General features: G+C 40.0%; 16 protein-coding genes. 1 reads left to right on the forward strand and 15 read right to left on the reverse strand.

Annotation, left to right across the window (positions count from 1 at the left end):
• Positions 1-45: 45 nt before the first annotated feature.
• The 12 genes from C7Y70_RS04665 to C7Y70_RS04720 all read right to left on the reverse strand — a co-directional run bounded on the left by C7Y70_RS04665 (position 46) and on the right by C7Y70_RS04720 (position 18154).
• A complete protein-coding gene (locus C7Y70_RS04665; protein ID WP_135473556.1) occupies positions 46-2739 on the reverse strand; it encodes a TonB-dependent receptor in 2694 nt (897 codons plus the stop codon).
• Positions 2740-2807: 68 nt separating this feature from the next.
• Complete coding sequence (locus tag C7Y70_RS04670) at positions 2808-6917, reverse strand: hypothetical protein (RefSeq protein ID WP_135473557.1); 4110 nt, start codon at positions 6915-6917, stop codon at positions 2808-2810.
• Between the two features lie 279 nt (positions 6918-7196).
• Positions 7197-8504 (reverse strand): hypothetical protein, encoded by a 1308-nt coding sequence (locus C7Y70_RS04675; protein WP_135473558.1) that lies wholly within the window; start codon positions 8502-8504, stop codon positions 7197-7199.
• A 15-nt stretch (positions 8505-8519) separates the two neighbouring features.
• Complete coding sequence (locus C7Y70_RS04680; RefSeq protein WP_180270374.1) at positions 8520-9125, reverse strand: energy transducer TonB; 606 nt, start codon at positions 9123-9125, stop codon at positions 8520-8522.
• Between the two features lie 15 nt (positions 9126-9140).
• Complete coding sequence (locus C7Y70_RS04685; RefSeq protein ID WP_058559390.1) at positions 9141-9551, reverse strand: biopolymer transporter ExbD; 411 nt, start codon at positions 9549-9551, stop codon at positions 9141-9143.
• Between the two features lie 49 nt (positions 9552-9600).
• The gene (locus C7Y70_RS04690) at positions 9601-10128 is read right to left on the reverse strand and encodes a MotA/TolQ/ExbB proton channel family protein (RefSeq protein ID WP_099293316.1); all 528 of its coding nucleotides are present in this window, start codon (positions 10126-10128) and stop codon (positions 9601-9603) included.
• Between the two features lie 3 nt (positions 10129-10131).
• The gene (locus tag C7Y70_RS04695; RefSeq protein WP_135473559.1) at positions 10132-11499 is read right to left on the reverse strand and encodes a MotA/TolQ/ExbB proton channel family protein; all 1368 of its coding nucleotides are present in this window, start codon (positions 11497-11499) and stop codon (positions 10132-10134) included.
• A gap of 13 nt (positions 11500-11512) precedes the next feature.
• Positions 11513-12265 (reverse strand): DUF3450 domain-containing protein, encoded by a 753-nt coding sequence (locus C7Y70_RS04700; RefSeq protein WP_099293320.1) that lies wholly within the window; start codon positions 12263-12265, stop codon positions 11513-11515.
• Between the two features lie 383 nt (positions 12266-12648).
• Positions 12649-13236, reverse strand: coding sequence for a DsbA family protein (locus tag C7Y70_RS04705; protein ID WP_135473670.1), 588 nt, complete (start codon positions 13234-13236; stop codon positions 12649-12651).
• 38 nt (positions 13237-13274) lie between these two features.
• Positions 13275-14366, reverse strand: a complete 1092-nt coding sequence (locus C7Y70_RS04710) for a diguanylate cyclase (protein WP_135473560.1) — start codon at positions 14364-14366, stop codon at positions 13275-13277.
• A 24-nt stretch (positions 14367-14390) separates the two neighbouring features.
• Positions 14391-16280: a methyl-accepting chemotaxis protein gene (locus C7Y70_RS04715; protein ID WP_135473561.1), complete on the reverse strand. Its 1890-nt coding sequence runs from the start codon at positions 16278-16280 to the stop codon at positions 14391-14393.
• 599 nt (positions 16281-16879) lie between these two features.
• Positions 16880-18154 (reverse strand): sugar MFS transporter, encoded by a 1275-nt coding sequence (locus tag C7Y70_RS04720; protein WP_135473562.1) that lies wholly within the window; start codon positions 18152-18154, stop codon positions 16880-16882.
• A gap of 347 nt (positions 18155-18501) precedes the next feature.
• Here C7Y70_RS04720 and C7Y70_RS04725 point away from each other — a divergent pair, with 347 nt between their 5' ends.
• A complete protein-coding gene (locus C7Y70_RS04725; RefSeq protein WP_135473563.1) occupies positions 18502-19185 on the forward strand; it encodes a hypothetical protein in 684 nt (227 codons plus the stop codon).
• Here the strand turns inward: C7Y70_RS04725 and C7Y70_RS04730 are convergent.
• The 3 genes from C7Y70_RS04730 to C7Y70_RS04740 form a co-directional block, all read right to left on the reverse strand.
• Positions 19182-19700, reverse strand: coding sequence for an RNA methyltransferase (locus C7Y70_RS04730; RefSeq protein ID WP_135473564.1), 519 nt, complete (start codon positions 19698-19700; stop codon positions 19182-19184). The two genes, C7Y70_RS04725 and C7Y70_RS04730, sit on opposite strands and share 4 nt — an antisense overlap.
• Complete coding sequence (locus C7Y70_RS04735) at positions 19700-20197, reverse strand: YcgN family cysteine cluster protein (RefSeq protein WP_099293582.1); 498 nt, start codon at positions 20195-20197, stop codon at positions 19700-19702. The genes C7Y70_RS04730 and C7Y70_RS04735 overlap by 1 nt, the downstream gene beginning before the upstream one ends.
• 85 nt (positions 20198-20282) lie before the next feature.
• Positions 20283-22106: a DUF885 domain-containing protein gene (locus C7Y70_RS04740; protein WP_135473565.1), complete on the reverse strand. Its 1824-nt coding sequence runs from the start codon at positions 22104-22106 to the stop codon at positions 20283-20285.
• Positions 22107-22215: the final 109 nt, after the last annotated feature.

Genomic DNA, 22215 nt, shown 5'->3' on the forward strand with positions numbered 1-22215 from the left:
ATTATAGTTAGATTTTTTATATTCGCCTTCCCGGGCAGAACAAACTTAAAACTCGTAAGAATATGAAACACTAAATTTAGTGCCCTCTTCTTTTTTCCATAAAGTCAGTCCTTCTTGCTCAATTGTTTTATCTTGGCCAAGAATATTTTCAACTTTAAACTTCACTTTACTATTGAAGTTAGGGAAATAAGAATAAACTAAATCTAGTGAATGAAATGCTTGCTCTTGCGCATCTTCATTACCACGTGTTCCTGGTACGATAATACGTGGGCCAAATACGTTATACACTAATGATGTTGAGTGGAAACCATCATCAGAGTCATAACCCATTTGTAAGTTAGTTACCCACTCTGAGTGACCGACTAAGCGACGCTCGTTATTTGTCACAATGTTAGATACTGAATCTGCTTCTAACGCAGCTTTTAGCTGTTGCTCAAACAAAGAGTCTGCACCGTCTGAGTCATCAATTCCTAAATCAACTGTTGAGTCAGAAATCGTTAAGTTACCTGAGACAAATATATTAGCCAATGATGAATCAATAAAGCTAAAGTCAGATAAAAAATCAAACTCTATACCCGTTAGCTCGCCTGATTCTGCATTGGCTGTTAATAATTGGGGCGCGGCGCCACCAACAGCTGCAAGCTCAACCATTTCAATTGGGTTCTCAATGTCTTTATGAAAAAGTGCCACTGAGAAATTATTACCCGATTGCATATACCACTCGAATCTAAAATCAATATTTTTTAGTTTAGAGCTTTGTAAACTAGGCGAACCACGAACTAAAAACTCAGTTAATGGGTCAACATAATACGTTGAGCTAACGTCACGCATATCAGGGCGAATTGTCGTTTCACTTAAGTTTAAGCGGAACTGCATTTCATCATCCATAATGTACGTCACAGCTAATGACGGGAATAAGTCATCATCTTTAACCGCAACATCAACGATTTCATCGGTTGTTGCATCAAATAAGTTGCTGTGAGCTTTAAATGGGATAGATACTTGGGTAAAGTCTTCCCAACGAACACCACCTGTGAAACGCCACGTATTATCTAAGAAAAAATCAGCCATAAAGTAATAAGCGTCAAGCTTATTAGCGGCGGTATACTTGTCACCGTCAGCGGTTCTATCATCAAAAATCCCTGCACCAGTAGCACTTGCATAAAAATCATCGTTGATAATATTATCATTAGCAAAAATTTCATCTAAGCGCGAACCAAATGTATACTCATCAGCAATACCACGGTGCGTTATACCAAAGCGTGTATTTGCAGCATCACGCGATTTTTCAGAGAAATCCCCACCAGCTTTTAATTCAAGTTCATAACCGTCACCATAAAATGGCATGCCCATGTTCCAACCCCATGTGTCTACTTTATCGTGCAGGTTTTGGAACTCACGGCTTAGGTTAGTGGCTGAAACATCTTGTAGTTGCTCTGATACATATACGTCATCAGCATAATTACGTTGAAAAACAGCATCAACCATACCTGGTGCATTTCGGTTTGCACGGCTGGTGCCGGCATACCAATCAACAAATAAGTTATTATACTCAGCAAAGTTATGTGTGCCTTTTAACTGGCTAGCGAACATTTCTCGCTCTTCATACACCACATCAACACGACGAAGGTCACGCACGCCATCTTCAGTTTCGTTTGCATCATAGAAGTTACGATCACGAACACGGTCACGCATATCGTGTAAAGCAATATTAGTTAGCTCAACTTTATGGTTAGAGCTAAACTCATACCCTAGATTTAACGTTCCACTCCAGCGAACATTTTGTTCGGTAGATGTGCCATCATAATATTGCGCAAAGCACTTATCTTCACAGCCTAAGCTACCTAGATTTGTACCGTTTTCTTCTTTACTTACTTCCCACTCATTTTCATATGACACAGCAGCAAGTACACCAAAAGTACCTAGATCACTATCAAAACGGTCCCCCAACGAAACTGAAAAATCGATTTCAGGCGGCACATCTTTCTCTGTTGGCCCAATATCCCAGTCAAGAGAAGACATCAACGCTTTACGCTGCTCTAAAGTGGTATCTAAATTACCCTCAATACCATCAGCTGCGAAGGCATTTTTAAACTGTTGAGGCAATCCACGAGTTCCATCGTCACGGCCCATCCAGTCATCGTCCCCTCCTTCATAAAAATAGCCTGTGTCACTATTATTTGTATCGTAAGAGGTGCCTACTTCAACCTTAAACAAGAAATCACTTGGGATTGATTTGGTTCTAATATTGACATTACCACCACCAAAATGCGCAGGCATATCAGGTGAAAATGATTTTTGTACGCTTAGACTTTCAATAATATCTGCTGGAAATAAATCTAATGGTACAACTGAACGAGTTGGATCTGGGCTGGGAACATACATACCATTTAACTGCGTACTTGAGTAACGTTCACCCAAACCGCGCACGTAAATAAACTTGCCATCAACAAGTGTCAAACCTGTTACACGGCGCAATGCAGCAGCAGCATCACCATCACCCGTACGTGAGATTTGATCTGCCCCCATAATGTCCGCAACAAATGCTTGGTTTTGACGTTCTTGAAGCACCGCACCAGCACTCCCTTTCAAACGTTGACCAACTGCGACCACTTCTTCTATTGCTTGGTCTGATTCCTGCTCTGCGTGAGCTGAGTGGATAGACAAACCTAAAATAGCAGCAACAACTGCTTGATTTAGCTTTGAACGACCAAGTTTAGAGAGGTTAAAAGAATTCATTATTATACTCCGAAACATGAACTAGAAGCTGGGCGAGAGCATGCTCTCACCCGGGATAAAAAAGAGGGTTATTTAAGACCTACTTTTACCCAACCTGCTGTCCAGTCATTTTGTGCATCCATTGCACCAACGTAATCGACCTTATCAAAGAAGCTATTAAGGCTTGATGAGTCAAAACCTGCGCCAAGTAGCGCTGATTCAGCCGTTGGCATATATCCATTATCACTTAAACCAAGCATTGCAGCTTCCAAAACAGAGTTGCCATCTTGGGCTGTAAACCAAGACTCAACATTGCCATCTGCAATTGCCGTATCTGAGAAGTTACTTGCCGCAGCACACGCTACGACTGAATGGCTAATGTTAAGTGAACCATCTTCTGCACGTGGCACAGAGTCAGAACCTACTCGTAAACAGTTGCTGTATCCATCAGGTCCTGTAACAACTAGGTTTTTGATAACACCCGCTGTACCTGCACGTAAACGAACACCATTTACCCCATCAGCACCAATAATTGTTACATTTGAAATGGTAGGAGTAGTTAACGGCGACGCATCTGAATCAAACTCAGAGTTGTCAGCTTCAATAGCGTTATCACCATTTGTTGAGTCTTGTTTAATTAGGACGTATTGCGCATTACCTGTCCAACCAAAAGACCAATCTAATGAGTCATCACCAATATTAGTTAGTACTAAGTGACTAATGCTTGCAGTGCCACCGAAGAACTCAACACCATCATCAAGGTTTTCGTGTACATGGATGTAATCAAGCTCTGTTTGACTACCCACACCCGCAATAGTAATACCATTTAACTCGTCACCATTACCCAGTGTTTTACCTGCTTGCTTAACAACAACATATTTTAATGTACCTGAGTTATCTTCAGGCTCGTTACCACCAAACAAACCGGCATCACCTTCAGCTGGTACTCCACACTCTAGAAGTTCAGTATCCGTTGTTTCACCTTTTTGGTCCCCACAAGAGTTTGCAGGTGCATTACCTAGTAATACTAAACCACCCCATTGACCTATATCAGTTTCGCCGCCCGTTACATCTTGAATCGAGGTCATAACGATAGGCTGAGAAGCAGTACCCACTGCTTCAATTTGAGAACCACGACGAACAACCAAGAAGTCATCACCTGACTCACCAATTAATGTTGTACCAAACTGAACATATAGAGTTGCGCTATCAACACGGTCACCACCGACAGCAGTACGCCCTTTTAGAATCCAGTGTGCATCATTTGTTAATGTAACATCTGACGTGAAGATCACATCTTGGTTAAGTTGATATACTGGCTTATCAGTCAGTTGCGGGAAACTTGCCGATACATCCGTTGCTAAACCTTGCTCAAGTGCATTGGTTACTGATTGCGGGAAGTTAGGCGTTACAGCAACTGTCCAGCCGTCCATCCAATTATTATCACCGTCAAACGCACCAATGTAATCTGTTTTGGTAAAGAACGGGTCAAGGTCAGATGCATCAACACCGGCACCAAGCAGTGGAGAACCTGACTTTGGCGTGAAACCGTCAGTCGCTAGGTTTAAAGTTGCAGATGTCAACGTTTGGTTACCTGTTTGACCTTCGAACCATGATTGAACATTCCCAGAACCAATTGCTTCGTCACCAAAGTTATTGTCTGTGCTACATGCAACTACAGAGTTTTCAATTGATAGCTCACCTGATTCTGCATTTGAAGCTGAGTCTGAGCCAACACGTAAACAGTTTTTGTAACCATCTGGACCCGTAATTACAACATTACGTAACACACCTGCTGTACCTGCACGTAAACGAACACCGTTAACGCCATCAGCACCCACTACTGTTACATTTGATACAAGCGGCTTAGTGAGTGGTGTAGCATTTGAATCGAACTCAGAGTTATCTGCTTCAAATGCGTTATCACCACCAGCAGCACTTTGCTGAATGTAAACATTTTGAGCGCGACCAGTCCAACCAAATGACCAATCGAAAGAGTCATCACCGATATCTGTTAATACAACATTACGCACATTCACTGTGCCGCCGAAGAACTCAATACCATCATCAAGGTTTTGGTGAACTTGAATATATTCAACCTTAGTATTTGAACCTACACCAGCGAACGAAATACCATTTAGTTCATCACCATTACCTAATGTTTTACCAGCATGTTTAACAACTACATAACGGATAACACCTGAGTTATCTTCTGGATCTGTACCACCAAATAATCCAGCATCACCTTCAGCTGGTACACCACACCCTTCTAGTTCTGCAGTGGTCGTTTCACCTTTTTGATCACCACATGAGTTAGCTGGTGCATTACCTAGTAATACAACGCCACCCCATTGACCAATATTTGTTTCTGCACCTGTTACATCTTGAATAGATGTCATAGTGATTGGTGCTGTTGCAGTACCATTCGCATTGATTTGTGAACCACGGCGAACAACTAGGAAGTCATCACCTGATTCACCAATTAACGTTGTACCTGCTTGAACATATAATGTTGCACTATTTGTTCTATCACCGCCTACAGCAGTTCGGCCGTTTAAGATCCAGTGTACGTCATTTGTTAAGGTAACATCTGCGTTAAACTCAGTGTCTTCAGTTAGGCGATACACTGGTTTATCGGTAATTTGTGGGAACTCGCTTGATACATCTGTCGCAAAACCTTGCTCTTGTGCATTAGCTATATCTGAAGGGAAACCGCCGTTGATTGCAACAGTCCAGCCTTCCATCCAGTTATTAGATGTATTAAACGCACCAATTTGTGTGCCAGCAACAAGTGGAGAACCCGCTAATGGCATGTAGCCGTTATCGTCTAACATAAGCTGTGCTGGTGTCAGTGTTTGGTTGTCATCTTGGCCTTCAAACCAAGCTTGAACTGTACCGCCGTTAATGGTTTCGCTTCCGAAGTTGTTAGCCGGCGTTTGACACGCAACAATTGAGTTAGTGATAGTTAAAGAACCATCTTCTGCACGAGGTACAGAGTCTGAGCCTACACGTAGACAATTTTCATACGTAGCAGGACCTGTAACAAATACATTTTTTAAAACACCTGCTGTACCTGCACGTAAGCGGATACCGTTGTTACCTTCTGCACCAACAATAGTTACATTCTCGATAGAAGGATTTGTAAGCGGTGATGCTTCTGAATCAAACTCTGAGTTATCTGCTTCAATTGCATTATCACCAAGGTTAGCAGCTTGTTGAATGTATACATTAGTTGCTTTACCTGTCCAACCAAAAGACCAATCTAATGAGTCATCACCAATGCTAGTTAAAACAACATTGCTAACATTCACTGTACCACCAAAGAACTCGATACCATCATCAAGATTTTCATGAACCTGGATGTAATCTACAGTCGTTGCAGAGCCAACACCACCAAACGTAATACCGTTTAATTCATCACCATTACCCAGCGCTTTACCTGCTTGTTTAACAACAACGTACTTGATAGTACCTGAATTATCAGCTTCGTCTTCACCACCGAACAAGCCAGCATCACCTTCAGCTGGAACACCACAACCTGCAAGCTCTTCAGTTGTTGTTTCACCTTTTTGGTCACCACACGAGTTTGCCGGAGCATTACCTAAAAGAACTAAACCGCCCCATTGGCCAATGCCTGTTTCAGCACCCGTTACATCTTGAATAGATGTCATCGTGATAGGTTGAGAAACAGTACCTACTGATTCAATTTGAGAACCACGACGTACAACAAGGAAATCATCGCCTGTTTCGCCAATTAGTGTAGTACCTTGTTGAATATAAAGAACGGTATTGTCAGCACGGTCATTACCAACCGCTGTACGCCCTTGTAGTATCCAATGTGCATCGTTTGTAAGCGAAACATCTGCTGTAAATACAGTATCAGCAGCTAATTTATAAACTGGCTTATCAGTAATTTGTGGGAAAGAGCTTGAAACATCAGTCGCTAAACCTTGAACTAATGCATTATCAATATCGGTAGGGAAACCAGTTGTAGCATTTTGTGAATCATCACGGCTTGAATCGCCGCCGCCATTATCACCACCATTGTCGCCACCATTTTCATAATTATTATTAATAGTGTCGCCTTCATTAACTGTTGTATTGGCGTCGCCTTCTTTTACGACTAAGTCACCACCACAACCTGCTAAAGAAACCGCTGCTGCTACTAAACTAACTTTAAATAAGTCAGATAATTTCATTGTTCACTCCGTTAAGATATTTAATTATTTTGTTAGTGCATTTAAATAAAACCCAAGTCAGCTTAAAACACGATTGACATGCTTTAAGGTCACTTGAGTTTTTCAACGTGACTACCTTACGGGAGCTGTATGACAGAGAGGTTACACTTTAATAAACATAAAATGACAATCTAAGTCATTTTATTACAATAACTTAGGCTTATAGAAATGAAAAAAGCCGCCCGAAGGCGGCTTTGGTGTTGCGATTATAAATTGCTCAGTAAACGCGTATGCGATTACTTAAAGTAAAGCGGTGCGAAGTGTCTCTGCATGGACTTTTTCGTTTTTAACGTACTTGATCCACTGTGTCGCTAAACGTTGTGATTTTTTGTGCTTTTCAGCTTGTTCAAACGCTAATATAGACGCATCAAAATTCTTTAAATTATACTGCGCCATACCCAATGCAACGTACGCGTTTGATTCAAAATCTAACCCGCCTTTATCCAGTGCAGCACGGGCAGCATCAGCCGCTTTGTTGTAATGCTGCGTATTTATTAGCACTTCAGCTAATCGCTGGTCATACTTGCCATGAGTTGATAAGTCAGCAGCTTTTGTGAAAAATTGTGCTGATTTTTCATCTTCTTTCGCTTGTACCATTGCCTCAGCGATAAAAGCATAATTTTTAGCTGTTTTTTCAACTACACCCGACGCCATAGCTTGCTGCATCACATCGGCTGCTTTATAAGAAAGCCCATTATACATATACACTTGTGAAAGCTGAGTTAACGCAGACTTAGAGGTTAAAAAGCCCTGCTGGTATGCTGCTTCTAAAACAGCCAACTGTTTTTTCTCAGCCCCCGTTTCACCGTACATACCGCCTAATTGTACCCAGTATTCAGGCTTATTATAAAGTTTAACCATGCGCTCAAGCACACCAACTACACTTTGCGGTTTATTTAGCGAGTAGTACATAGCACGCTGTAAAACTAACCAGTTTTCTTTGGGTTCTTTGCCTTCACTGTCAGCTTGCGCAATTGCTTGATTGATGCTGTTAATGCCTTTGCTGTAGTCTTTCATTTGATAAAAAGCTTGGGCCTTTAACACATAATAAGCATCGGTTTTTGGCTTGGTGTTAATTTCATCCCAATCATCTAAGAATGAAATAACCTTGTTGTAATCACCATTTGCCATTGCCAACTGCGCTAAACTGAAAGTCGTACTTAGGCGTAATGTTTCAGGAATAGCCTCAGCATTAACAACGTTCTCAAATGATGCAATCGCTTTTGCTAAATCGTTCTCGTTGTAATAAATAAAACCATAAAAGTTATGCATCATAGCTATTTCATAGTCATTCATACTTGATGCACGTTCTTTTATGCTATCAAGAGCTTCTAACCCGGCTTTTGCATCACCGTCATCAGCTAGCTTTTGCGCACGTGCTAGTTGGCTGTATACTTTTTCACGCAGTGCTGGTACACGCTTAGTTTTTTGCTCTGCCGCATAGGCTGTCGCGATGTTTACGCCAGGTATAGAGCTAACAACTGTCGGCAACGCTAAGCTCGTGGTGAATGCAGTGGCACAAATCAGTGCAATTTTTAATGGTTTCATAATCGCCTCGCTACTCTATCCGTTTATTTGGAATGAGATTTTGTTCTGTACACCCGCAACTTCAACGGCTTCTCCGTTTACTACGCGTGGTTTGTATTTAAATTTAAGTGCCGCATCCATCGCAGCTCGGTCAAATAGTGACTCGGGCTCAGCTTTAACAACTTGTGGGTCGCGTACCGTGCCTTGTTTAGTCACTATAAATTCTACAATGACGTACCCTTCGATCCCTCTTGAGAGCGCTCTTCTAGGGTAAACAGGCGCCACCTTTACAATTGGTAAATATTCGCCATCACTCGATTCAAGTGCTAAACCCCCAGCTAGGTTTACGTCAGCTTCTACATTGGCTCCAAAATCAAAGTTAGAAGCACTTGCGTTAGGGTCACTGTTTTGCATTTGCGGTGAATCCATTGGCGGAGGCGGCTCTTTCGGCTTTGGCGGCTTTTGTGGTTTACGCTCTTTCTTTTGCACTGTTTCTTCTTTTTTCAAACGAACAAAATCAAGTACATTGCCTTTTGCAGGCTCGCTCATAGCGCCTTCACCACCCGTTATCAACGCTTGCATGCCTAAAAAAAGTAAAAAAGTAACAATACCTGCAATTACTAATGCAACTAAATATCGCAACATATCAGTTCCTTATTACGCTTCTTGCGCAGCAATTGAAACATCGAAAGCGCCAGCTGCACGTGATGCATCCATCACTTTAATTAATACTTCAGTGGTGGCTTTTTTATCTGCTTGAATAACCACACTACCCTGTGGGTTTTCTGCTTTTAAACGTTCGATATTGGCTTGTACAGCACGCTCATCTACTTTACGTTTATTAATCCAAATTTCACCCGTATCAGAGATAGCAACTAAGATGTTCGCACGTTCTTTTTTAACCGCGGTTGCCGCTTCAGGGCGATTTACATCAATACCCGCTTCTTTAACAAATGAAGCTGTTACAATGAAGAAGATAAGCATGATAAAAACAACGTCTAGCATTGGCGTCATGTTAATTTCTTCTGCTTCGTCTTCTTGTAATAAATTACCTAATGGGGCTCTCATTTTTTACTCCTTGGTAAAGCAGCGCTTGGCTGCTTTACAAAAATTTTTATTAGTGGTCTAAAACCATATTATCTTCAAGTAACTCGACTTCACGTTTCGCACGGCGTTGTAAAAATGTAGAGGCAAATACACCAGAGAGCGCACCAACCATTCCCGCCATTGTTGGGATAGTTGCTTTAGATACACCCGATGCCATTGAACGAGCACTGCCTGTGCCTGTCACTGCCATTACATCAAACACTTCAATCATGCCTGTTACTGTGCCAAGTAAGCCAAGCAGCGGGCATAGCGCAACCATCACATTAATTAACGCTAAGTTAGTATTAAGCTGCATACCTGCGCGTGAGATCATCGCCTGACGAATTTGCTCTGCATTCCAACTATTACGCTCATCTCGGCTACGCCAAGTGGCTTTTACATCGCGTTTGTATTGTTTGTAACCTTGAAAGAAAAATATAAATCGCTCGAGTATCAATAACCACATCGCGAAGATTAACACTCCGATGACCAAGAGAACTTGGCCACCAGTGTCGAGAAAATCACGGATAGCATTGATTGAGTCAATCAACTGCACCATGGTTTATGCTCCCTTCTCGCTACGTTCGGCGATGATACCTGCGCTTTGCTCTTGGATAATTAACAAGATGTTTTTAGCGCGTGTATTAAGCAAGGTGTATAAAAATACGGTTGGAATTGCCACAACAAGACCCAGTACTGTTGTTACAAGTGCTTGTGAAATACCGCCCGCCATTAGTTTCGGGTCACCTGTACCAAACAACGTTATTGCTTGGAAGGTATTGATCATACCGGTTACTGTACCGAGTAAACCCAGTAGCGGTGCGACCACTGAGATAATCTTGATAAGCGTTAAGTTACGGGTGATTTTAGGCATTTCGCGTAAAATCGCTTCGCTTAACTTAAGTTCTAAAGTGTCATGAGCAACATCAGGGTATTGGTCTTTTACTTTCATTACACGACCCAGTGGGTTGTCATCACGCGCCACGTTATCTTTAAGTTGTCGACGAACTTTGCCGCCAATCAGCATAAGCGATAAGAAACGCTCAATAGCAATTAGTAGCGCAATAACACCCACACCTAAAATTACATAACCGACAGTACCGCCTTGATGAACTCGCTCCTCAGTATCAGGCGCTTGAACTAATAAACCAAGAATTGAACCACCTGTAGGGTCAAGTGCAAATTGCACAACACCTGAATCCGCACTCTGTAAATCTTCAGCAGTCGCTGTAAAACGCGATACTGGTTGACGTGTAAGTTGGCTAATTGTATTTGTAGCTGCGTTGTATTCTAAGTATTTACCGTTAGAAATAAGGTTAAATGCACCCACTCGAACAACTTCTTGTTGAGCTTTAGCACCGCCTTCTACGATAACGTCTGTCGTAAAGCGAGAAACTTTACCTTGCTCTGTCATTTCACGTTGTAGCTCGTACCACACTTGTTCAATATCTTCGATTGAAGCAAGGTTTGAGGTTGAACCCATCTTAACAGCAAGTTCATCCATAAATTTGCTGCGATCTTGAATTTGGGCAGATACAACTGAGGTCATAAACTTATTGCTTGAGTCCCCTGCCACTTGCTGCAGTACACCAAACAGTTCTTTTAGTGAACCCATACGGTTTGATAAAGTGTCTGTTAAATTAGCAAGTTTAACTTCATTTTCTTCAAACTGGGTTTCAAGGCGCTCAGACTGTGCAAGCATTTGATTGCGCTTGGCCTGCGTGTCTTGAAGCATTTGTACTTGTTCGTTTTGACGTGATTTGAATTCTTGTTCACGTTGCTGATTTTGTGCAGATTGCGCTGATTTACCCTGTTCTAAGGTTTTTAATAACACATCTAAATCCATTGGTTCTGCTGCCATGCTGCTTGCAGCAAAGCCTAAGCCAGTTACAAGTGCGGCCATTTTTGTCATTTTAGTAAGTAATTTCATCGTCAAAAACCTCTTATTCAGCCGCGTGTACTGGTAGTGTTAACATATCTGGGGCAAGTTGCTTACGAGCAATGCGTAAGCCTTTACTGATTTGGCTAATTGTTGAATCTGGTAGCACAACAAATGACTTTGTTTGCTGATCCCAGCTTCCAGCTTTTTTACCATCACGCGTCAAATAGATAAGCTCTAAACGACCAATGCGCAAAAAATCAACTTCGCGCTCTTGGCCTTCTACACTAAGTAATGCTGTGTAAGCCTCAATTGTGCGACCGTAATCTACTTCAACCTGGTAAGCTTCTAAAAGGCGGCGAAATTTCTCGCTTGAATTGATATCAGCACGGTCCATCATGCTTTTAAGCGATGCAATTCGTTTTGCACGCTCTTCTTTTAAGAAAGGCACATCAAGCGATACAAATTGTTCAAGACCCGTAATCATTCGGATCATCAATGGCGTAATTTGACGTTCAATCACAGATACTTTATCCATAGAAGCATTCAAGTCTTCCATTTCTGTGATCTGATTATTTAATTGCTTGGTTAGCTGTGCGTTGTATACAGCCAAGCCATCAATCTCTTTGTTTAGTGCTGTAAATTGCTGAAGACGACCTTGCATAGAGTCTGCAATCTTGTCTATTTTTGTTTGTGATTGCGCAGCTGATTTATTAATTTCACTACTTTTGTCAATTACCGTATTAAGCTCATTAGCTTGTACTGTGGCAGTTGCTGCTACAATACCTGCAAGAATCAATGGTTTAACGCCTATCATCGCATACACCTTACTCGTTAATTACTATTGGTTTGTTTTAATGAGCGAAAGTTTAGAGATTAAAGATGACAAGAGTGTTGCTTGAAAAAGTCTTTTTTGTTACAGCTGTAATAAATAATACAACTAGGGTGATGCTTAAATTATAAATCATTGAAATTGATATGAATTTCAGAATTACAGTGTGAGCAATAGAAAACAAATATTATGACAGGCAACGAAGCATAAATAATTAACAACATCTAAATGGGGTATGATGAACTTGCCGGATTAAATTTCATTTAAGTTAGAGAGCCACCCATGGCGACAACAAAGCGTAAATTGCTACCAAACGACAGCGCCTGCTTAGCATTAATGCTGCGTTAGAGACTATTTATAAAGCCGCATCATAACTTGCTAACAATGTCCTCAATTGTACTGTAGGTAAGTTGCCAATGAATATAATCTATAGAGATAGGATATATGCTGCCGTGAGCAATTAAAACTAATGAAGGAAAACCTTGTATAGGCCATGTTCTGACACCTGCTATCTCTGTCATTAGCTCTTTATCTAAATTGGGTGAGGTTAACTGCTGTTCGAAATCCTCTTTCGTTGCTATCCCTAATTCTTGGGCAAGCTCTGCTAACACATTATTGTTTGAGGGGTTACGTGCTTGAAGGTAATAAGCATGTTGTATCGCTTCAAGCATTTTTGCTTCTTTTTTTACTTTTCGAGCCAGCAAAGCGGCTCTGCATGCTGGATAAGTTGAACGTCTAGGCTGACACGTGTGCCAAAAGTCAAAGTTAAATTTGGTACCAAGTTTGTTGCCTATTGTATGCCAAGTGTTTTGTAACATATGCTGCATGTGCTCAGGCATTGGCGCTGAACTATCAACGGCCAAGCCACCAACACGGTATTCAATAGTTACAATACCATCAAGGGCTTGCTTTAGTTCATGCCAGGCAGGTGCATATCCCCAACACCAACTACACATAGGATCATAAATATAGATAAGCTTTGCTTTGTTAGACACTATAAAAAATTACTCCCTGAGTAAACAACACGATTGCGGCCACTATTTTTAGCATTATAGAGCCTGTCATCGGCAAGCTTAATACCTTCATTAAATTGTGTTATCTGTGTAACCTCTGAAATACCGATGCTACATGTAAGATCAATTTTTATGTTTTCATAAATAAAGACTTTTTTATCTACTTGCTCTAATAAAGTATCAGCTATCGTTGCTGCTGTTGAAAGCGCTGTATCAGGTAAAATGACCATGAACTCTTCGCCACCATAACGTACTTTAATATCGTGAACTCTTAAATGATCTTCAAGTAAAGTAGCAAAATCAACTAACACTTTATCCCCAGTATTATGGCCGTAGGTGTCATTAATAACTTTAAAGTGGTCTAAATCGATTAATAATATACTTAACGGTAAATATTTAGCAGGGTTAGCGCTAGTAAGTGGCAAGAAGTGACTCAATATGAAGCGTCTATTAGCTAAGCCGGTTAATTGGTCGGTATGAGCATCTTTTTTTTGCGACAAGGTCATATCTGCTATCTCTAAGTGGCTCTTATTTCTAAAGTACTCACCAATCAAACTAAAAAGAAACACAAGTGAGAACGCAGCAGTAAACCGACCCTTCTCGGTCACAGGGTATTCAACTTGACCAACACTTGGCCCATAAAGTAATAAGCTGGTGAAAAATAATAAAAGTGATACAAGGACAAATCCTAGCCGATACCCTAGTGTAGAAAATGCCACCACGGGGTAGAACATTACCCAATAAAGCGCAGTGCTTTCTTTTCCTCCAGTATAAACAAGCGCCAAACATAAAATACATATAATGGTTAGCACTATTACTGCAATAGTGTTGAAGCGCCCTGTTCTATAAAAATACAAAGCAAACAACAATAAGCTAATGTCAGACACTATGAGGGTAACGGTTAAAAATATTGGATAGACGTCGTAATTTGAAACAACTAACGTTGTGATAAGAATCAAAGCTACGAATATCATGGTGAAAAAAGTAAAAGCGCGGCGTTGATTTTCCGCGCTGTAAACGTTTTCAATGTTGATTAAACTTAACCAACTTGATTTATTTTCAAATTTTGGCATTAACGAGTTATTATTCTTATATAATTATACTTTAAAACGAAGAACCATTTTTTCGAGATCATCAAACTCCAACTTCAAACGCGTACACTCTTCCAACGTATTGTTTAAGTTAACTTGACCCTGCTGCGATAACTCACTAATTGTATGAATATCACTATCTAAGGATTGAATTACATGGTTTTGCTCTGTGGTCGCATTGGCAACACTGTGATTAACATTATCGATTGATTCAATTGCTTTAGTAACGTCTGCCATTTTGTCGCCAGCAACATGAGCTTGTTTTACGCTGTTATCACTTTCGAGTAAACTCGCTTTCATAACATTTACAGCGCTTTCTGACCCTTTTTGTAATTGCACAACTGTGTCTTCAATTTCTTTTGTCGATTGCTGCGTTCGATGAGCAAGCTGTCTCACTTCATCCGCAACAACAGCAAAACCACGGCCCGCTTCTCCTGCTCGAGCTGCTTCTATTGCTGCATTTAATGCCAGTAAATTGGTTTGTTCACTCACCCCTTTAATGACTTCAAGCACCTGTTCAATACTAGCAGAGTGTTTGGCAACACTGTTGATGGTTGTTTGAGCTTTCTCCATATTAGTAGACAGCGAGTTAATTGCCGCTATATTTTCGTTTAACGATTTTTGGCTTTGCACCGATTGTGCATTTGCATCAGTAGCAAGGCTAGATGCATGGCTTGCACTATTAGATATCTCAACTGCACTGGATGAAAGTTGGTTGATTGCAGTTGCAACGCTATCCGTTCGCTTAGTTTGGTCGCTATACATATTCAAGGTTGATTCTGTTTGCTCTACAAGGCTTTCGACTGAGCGTTCTAGTTGCACTGTTGTGGTTTTAACTTGATCAATTGAAGTGTGAATTTTATCAATAAACGCATTGAAATAGGCCGATAGCTCACCAAATTCATCATCGTTTTCTATTTCTAAACGGCGTGTTAAGTCACCCTCACCTTGCGCAATATCTTTGATAGCGTCATTTAGTCTGCCCATTGGGCGCATTAAATAACGCAGTGAATACTGCATCATAAGAACAATCGCAAACACACCTAAAACCATATATATAGCGGCCATATTACGAAATGATGCAACAGAGGAATAAGCAATCTCTTTGTTAATTACAACACCAAGATACCAATTAACATTTTCAATTCCTTTAATTTTGGTAAAGGAAACTAGAAAGTCATCGCCATTAATTTCAACTTCAACAAATTGAGATTCCAAGGGAAGATTTTTGGCAAACAATTTATCCATGTTTTGATCGTTCAATTTAGTATTTGGGTGACTTAAAATTCGTCCATTACTATCAAGTAGAAAGCCATAACCAAACCCTAAAAAATCAATCTCGTTTACAATTTTAGTGATTGTTTTCATATCAATATCGGCACCTGCTACACCATTGAATGAACCATTTATGGTGATCGGTGCCACTGCCGATATCGTGAGTTCATTTGTCGTAACGTCGATATAAGGTGTGGTAAAAGCAGTGTTCGTTTTATTTTCGACTAGTTTATACCAAGGCCGCTTTGTGGCATCGTAATCTGCAGGGAGAACAATACTTTGATCGTTTAGCACAAATGTACCATCTGGCTTGCCTATATAAGTATTTTTAAAGCTACCCGCCATTTCAGCGGTGTTAAGTTGGCTCAACGTTAAAGCTTCAGAGTCAGTTTGCTGGTGAGTTTTGGCAACGGAAACAACAATTGCCAATTTATTATTAAGCCAATTAGCAATATTTTGTGACACAGATTGAGAGCTTTCTTGCAGCACTGCTGATAGCTGCTGTTGGGTTTGGGTCCGCATTGAAATAAAATTATTGATAGTAAACAAACCAAGCACCAACACTAAAACGATTGATGCTGCAATAGTAACTTTGGTTGTAAACTTTAAGGAGCTTTGCATAGGGAGCCTATTTATTTTTCTTAATTAGCACCTTAGTTTTAACAAATAACAGTTAATTTGTCTCATTTAATCGCTATTTGTCACACTATTAACAACAAAAATAAGCATTTAGTACTAACTGTGATTTACTTAATGTGAAGCATAAAGCTTATTAAATAAGTCTAAGCTGCCAGATAATTAACAATATCATTTATATATTGTCATTACAGTGTAGTTAAAATTCTAAATTAATCATGTAAAGCAGTTATTGGAACGATCCTATTATTTTTCATTGCTTTTGTAGTGAATACGTATTCAATAATTTTATATAACAGGTTTAGCTGATTGGTAATGCTATTAATTGTGCTGTGACAACAATTAACTTTATATATAACCAAACCAGCTCAAGATACAAAATTGCGCATTTCACAGGGTTGGTTTAAAAACGATGCCTACTGCGTTATTAGTTTTGGCAATAGAACCACTATTGTATCGGTCAATGCCTTGCCTAAGCCGCTTTTAATTTCAACGACACTCGTAGCTTGGGTATAGATACAATAAATAAAAATGCACTTGCCAAGGCAAGTGCATTTTATAAAACGGATGTTTTTTATAAAAAATTATTTACTGACTAGTTGTTGCCATCTATTTGATAATTTAACAACGTTAAGACCATACCAAGCTATAAATACATAACAAAGAGCCGGTATAAAGAAACTATCTTGAATACTCATAGTGTCTGCTACAAACCCTTGCAGTAAAGGGATAAGTGCACCACCAACGATAGCCAAACATAACCAGCCTGAACCTTTACTTGTTTGAGAACCCAAACCTTTAATCGCCAGAGAGAATATGGTTGGAAACATGATTGAGTTAAATAAACCAATGGCAAGCACGCTGTACAAAGCAACATTTCCTTGCGTAAAAATAGTGATTAGCAACAATGTTATAACCGCAAATCCATTAAAGGCCAATACTTTAGATGGCGCTACTTTTTGCATTAAAGCAGAGCCGATAAACCGACCGACCATTGCCCCACCCCAGTAATAAGCTATCAGTGCTGAAGCTGCATGTTCTTCTAACCCTGCAATATGTGCCTCACCAAAAAAGTTAACTAAAAAGCTACCAATAGCAACTTCACCACCTACATAACAAAATATACCAACCACACCCATAATAAGGTGAGGCGCTTTAGTTAAAGAATGATCTTTCGCCTTACAGTCGTTTTGCTCTTTGTGGGCGTTTATTTCAGGCAACTTTAAAAATGCAAATACAACAGCAATGGTTAGTAGTGCAGCGGCGAGCATTAAATATGGAATTTTAACCGATTCAGCAGATGCAGCACCGGCAGTTAAAGAGCCCGCAGCGCCAAAGAAAAGAATCCCTCCAACATAAGGGCCCACTGTTGTACCGAGCGAATTTAATGCTTGAGCTAAGTTTAAGCGTGAAGAAGCTGTTTTTTCAGGGCCAAGCGCCGCAACATATGGGTTTGCCGAAACTTGTAATACGGTAATGCCACCAGCAAGCACAAATAAAGCGGTTAAAAATAGCCAATACTCATGCACTACGACCGCAGGGTAAAACAATAAACACCCTATTGAAGCAACCACTAAACCCGATAAAACACCATTTTTATAGCCAAAGTTTTTAACTAGTAAGCCCGCAGGTAAAGAAACAATAAAATATGCACCAAAAAAACAAAACTGCACAAGCATTGCTTCGGTGTAAGATAAATCAAAAACGCCTTTCAAACGAGGAATTAACACATCATTTAAAACCGTTATAAACCCCCATAAAAAAAACAGGGTGGTCATTGCCGTTAAAGCTGGCAGATAGTTTTTATTTTGCTGCTGCTCATTTGTTTCAAAATGTTGGTTTGTATTTATTTCACTCACGTGGTTTTCACTCCATTAACAAGTTGCTACTGATTTTACACATAGCATCAAGAAGATCACAAACTATTATTAGGAACGTTCCAAGTAGACTCCTAACTTTTGCTAGTCAAAGTCGTCAATTTTATAACGAGGTTATTTCTGTGCTTAGTAAGTTTATACAGCTATTTTTGTATAGGTATTTCTCATTCAGCATTTTTAACGACTATAGTTAAATTTCAATTACAAAAGTTAAGGATTGGATGCATTTTAGGGTGCAAGTTGTTTCAAACTATAAAATACACAGACTCAAACTTTTAGACATAAAACTTATTTTTTTACATAAATAAATCTGGCTTATTGGAGAGCGAATGAACACCACAGTGTTGAGTATATCTATAATGCTTTTCGGTTTGTATTCATTAAATGGGTATTGTGAATCTTGGGAACTTAAATTAGACCATGCGACTGCTATAAATATAGCTCACAATGGCACAAGGCCAATACAAGAAAAAGGTATAGAATCAACTAGTAGTCAAAATGATTTGGTCAATTTAATTGCTTCATCAGCAAGCAATCATTCATTGGCAGCGGTTAAAGCTGAAACGCTTATCTCAGTGTCACTTGCTCCTTTGTTTAAATCTATTTCTTCATCCAAATCATCTCCCTCTAACTGGGTAAACTCGATAGGTCTAAATCACTTTTATTCAAAACCACAAGTTGATTTGTATAATGAAATTAAGATTCCTCGCCTTATTGGACCGATTAATTATAAGACAGAAGGTTTAAAATTAGCTTATCAGATAAGCCAGCCTATTGGGTATAACTGGGAATTAACATCTTCAGGTAATATTGGCGGTTACGGGTTTAAAGAGTCGTTATCGGGTACTTTTAAGCTTGGAGTTACTTATAAATTGACGCCGCGGTGGGATGTCTCCGCACTTTATAAAAGTAGCTATTTGGAGTTTGATAGCCGTAATACTGTAGAAAACTACAATTATGAATACGAAGCACTCACCCATGGTCCTGTGATCAGTGCATCATTTCAATTTTAGATCAGTGGCTTTACCCAGCTCATTTTGTTGTTCGTGTCACGGCTTTGGATAATTGTATTATCTGAGCTTTCAACTCCACCTAACTTTGCAAGCCTATCGTATAGCACAACATTGCACGTTGCTGCCAAATTCATGCATCCAATTGTTGGTACATACACCACTTCATCACACCACTTAAGAACATCTTTGCTAATTGACCCATCTTCTGGTCCAAAAACATAAAACGCATTGTCAGGGTGCGTAAACTCAGGCAGCGGCGTTGCTCCTTCTATTAGCTCGATGACAACCACTTTAGCACCTGGAGGAATTGCACTTTTAAGATCATCAACGGGTGTCAGTGGAATACGCTCAACCACATTTTTTGTATCAGTGTGAAATTTTTGGGCATTTAAATAGCGTGTGCCAGTAAAAAATACTTGTTTGGCGTCATAACAACCCGCGGCACGTAATACACCTCCAACGTTAGTTGGGCTTTTAGGGTTAATTAATCCTATTGTTGATACTAACTGAGTCATTAGTCAAAGTCCTGTGTTGGCCATTGAGCAACATATAAATCAAAATCGTCCAGCTCTACATCACAATCTTTAACAGTCTTATCACGCACTGATATACCCAGTTCGTGCATCAATTCTTTGCTACCGTTATTGTTTAAGGGGTGCCATGAAGCCAAACCACGTCCTTCATGTAAACGCCTATAACTACAGCTTTGCGGCATAAAGAAAATACTGTCGAGGTTTTCTTTGGTGAGTTTTACACAAGACGGTACAAGTGTTTGGCGGTTTTCGTACTCACTGCAGCCACATGTATTGTTATCTAGGTATTGGCATACTATATTTGTAAAAATAAGCTCTTCGCCTTCACGAAGTTGATCCGTAGCCGTGAACTCGTCTTCATCTTCACTGTCAATAAATGTATTCAAACAGCATTTACCACAACCATCACAAATGGCTTCCCATTCTGATGATGACATTTGCTCAAGTGATTTCTTAAGCCAAAATTGATTTTCTAACATGTTAAAACTCAGCGCCCCTAAGAGCGCGCAGTTTACCGTAAACAACGTCATCGCGCAAAGCCAGTAGCCTTGCGCATAATGTATATTACTGTTGAGAAACCCACCGTTTTATTTTAGCTTCAAGAATAGGCATCGGCAGCGCACCATCAATTAAAATTTGAGTATGGAATGCCTTAATATCAAATTTATTGCCCAATTCATTCTTCGCGTAATCTCTAAGCTCTTGAATTTTAAATTGTCCTAACTTGTATGACAATGCTTGACCAGGCCATGCAATATAACGTTCGACCTCTGCGACAATATCACTTTTGGCCATCGATGAATTAGCTAACATATAGTCAATACCTTGCTGGCGAGTCCAACCTTTAGCATGAAAACCGGTATCAAGCACTAAACGCATTGCACGTAACTGCTCATCAGCTAAACGTCCATACCACATGTAGGGGTCTGTAAATAAGCCCATCTCCTTACCTAGGCTTTCAGCGTATAAAGCCCAACCTTCAGCAAAAACCGTATAGCCGCCAAATTTACGAAATAATGGAAGTCCTTCAATTTCTTGCTGTAATGCAATTTGAAAGTGATGACCAGGTGCCGCTTCATGAATTGATAGGGTTTCAAGTAGAAATTTAGGCTGCGCTTTTAAGTTAAATGTATTGATATAAAAAATGCCTGGACGTGATCCATCTGGCGCAGGCGACTGATAAGATGCCCCCGCCGCTGACTCAGCTCTAAAATCTTCAACCGCTTTTACAACGTAATCAGCCTTCGGGGCAACATCAAATAACAAAGGAACTTGGGCATCTATTTTGACTTTAACTGCTTCATAGGCAGCAATTAACTCCTCAGGAGTGTCATAATAAAACTCATCTGAGGTACGTAAATGGGTAAAAAATGCGCTTAAGTCACCTTCAAATCCCACCGTCTGTTTAACCTTTTTCATCTCATTTAATATACGTGAAACTTCATCTAAACCTATTTGGTGGATTTCATCAGCATTTAATTCAAGCGTGGTGTGTTTTTTAATTTCATACTCATACCACGATTTACCATTTGGTAAGTCTGCATAGCCAATTGAATTGCGGCTATTTGGGATATACTCATTGGTTAAAAAATCGCTCATTTGTTGGTAGGCAGGTACCAAGGTTTGCAAAATCATCGTGTTATAGGCAGCACTTATTTCAACTCGTTGTTGTTGAGTAAAGTCTTCTGGAAGGTTCTTTATTGGTCCCCAAAACAAAGAGTCGGTTGCTTTTGATACAATATGTGCTTGAAACTGAGGAAGTAATTTTTGAGCTAGCGGTTTAGGTAATACAACCCCTTGTTTAATCCCTTGTCGCATCATATTTTCAACACTTTGCAACCACGCAGTGTATGCGTGTGCTCGTTCTATAAACGCAATGTAATCTTCTGGTGTATTAAAGGGTTGTGCGCTTTTACCTGAGCCAAAGCCAGCAAATGTGTTATGTGCTCCACCCATCTGGTTAATCGGCATTAAGTGCATAGGAAACTGAGCTCTTTGTAGCGCTAATGCCAAATCACGTTCAAGTATTTCATAGCTTAATAAGTCTTGCCCTTGTAAAGCTGACTTATCAATTTTACTCAATTTTTGTTGGTACAACTTATAAAAGTCACGTTGAGCATCGATATTGCTTTGCGTCAATGGTGCGATAAATTGATTATTGTACTCAGCACGTCCTATAAATGTGCCGCCAATGGGGTTAAACGCTAGCCCATCATCAAAATAGTGCGTCAATAACTGGGTTAATTTTTTGCTCTCATTCATAACCTGCTCTGTGCTTGGAGGTGTTTCGTTATTAACACTGAGAGTATTTTCCTTATTTTGACCACTGCATGCACTCAGCGACAATACGATAGCAGTGCTTAGCACGGCTAATTTTACTTTTTTCATAATTTATTCCTTGAATGAGAGAGAGTTGATTATGCGGTTTGAGTACATTGCATGGCAAGCTTTGTGTTAGCTTTGACATTTTATTTACTTGTTTGGTGCGCATTGCTAA

Origin of the sequence: Pseudoalteromonas sp. KS88 (genome assembly GCF_004766475.1) — a bacterium.
In the GTDB taxonomy this organism is placed as follows: Bacteria; Pseudomonadota; Gammaproteobacteria; order Enterobacterales; family Alteromonadaceae; genus Pseudoalteromonas.

What these genes read in the sequence shown, in the direction of transcription:
- C7Y70_RS04665 (WP_135473556.1), bottom strand. Translation starts at nt 2,739, where the DNA reads ATGAATTCTTTTAACCTCTCTAAACTTGGTCGTTCAAAGCTAAATCAA.
- C7Y70_RS04670 (WP_135473557.1), bottom strand. Translation starts at nt 6,917, where the DNA reads ATGAAATTATCTGACTTATTTAAAGTTAGTTTAGTAGCAGCAGCGGTT.
- C7Y70_RS04675 (WP_135473558.1), bottom strand. Translation starts at nt 8,504, where the DNA reads ATGAAACCATTAAAAATTGCACTGATTTGTGCCACTGCATTCACCACG.
- C7Y70_RS04685 (WP_058559390.1), bottom strand. Translation starts at nt 9,551, where the DNA reads ATGAGAGCCCCATTAGGTAATTTATTACAAGAAGACGAAGCAGAAGAA.
- C7Y70_RS04690 (WP_099293316.1), bottom strand. Translation starts at nt 10,128, where the DNA reads ATGGTGCAGTTGATTGACTCAATCAATGCTATCCGTGATTTTCTCGAC.
- C7Y70_RS04695 (WP_135473559.1), bottom strand. Translation starts at nt 11,499, where the DNA reads ATGAAATTACTTACTAAAATGACAAAAATGGCCGCACTTGTAACTGGC.
- C7Y70_RS04700 (WP_099293320.1), bottom strand. Translation starts at nt 12,265, where the DNA reads ATGATAGGCGTTAAACCATTGATTCTTGCAGGTATTGTAGCAGCAACT.
- C7Y70_RS04705 (WP_135473670.1), bottom strand. Translation starts at nt 13,236, where the DNA reads ATGTGTAGTTGGTGTTGGGGATATGCACCTGCCTGGCATGAACTAAAG.
- C7Y70_RS04710 (WP_135473560.1), bottom strand. Translation starts at nt 14,366, where the DNA reads ATGCCAAAATTTGAAAATAAATCAAGTTGGTTAAGTTTAATCAACATT.
- C7Y70_RS04715 (WP_135473561.1), bottom strand. Translation starts at nt 16,280, where the DNA reads ATGCAAAGCTCCTTAAAGTTTACAACCAAAGTTACTATTGCAGCATCA.
- C7Y70_RS04725 (WP_135473563.1), top strand. Translation starts at nt 18,502, where the DNA reads ATGAACACCACAGTGTTGAGTATATCTATAATGCTTTTCGGTTTGTAT.
- C7Y70_RS04730 (WP_135473564.1), bottom strand. Translation starts at nt 19,700, where the DNA reads ATGACTCAGTTAGTATCAACAATAGGATTAATTAACCCTAAAAGCCCA.
- C7Y70_RS04735 (WP_099293582.1), bottom strand. Translation starts at nt 20,197, where the DNA reads ATGTTAGAAAATCAATTTTGGCTTAAGAAATCACTTGAGCAAATGTCA.
- C7Y70_RS04740 (WP_135473565.1), bottom strand. Translation starts at nt 22,106, where the DNA reads ATGAAAAAAGTAAAATTAGCCGTGCTAAGCACTGCTATCGTATTGTCG.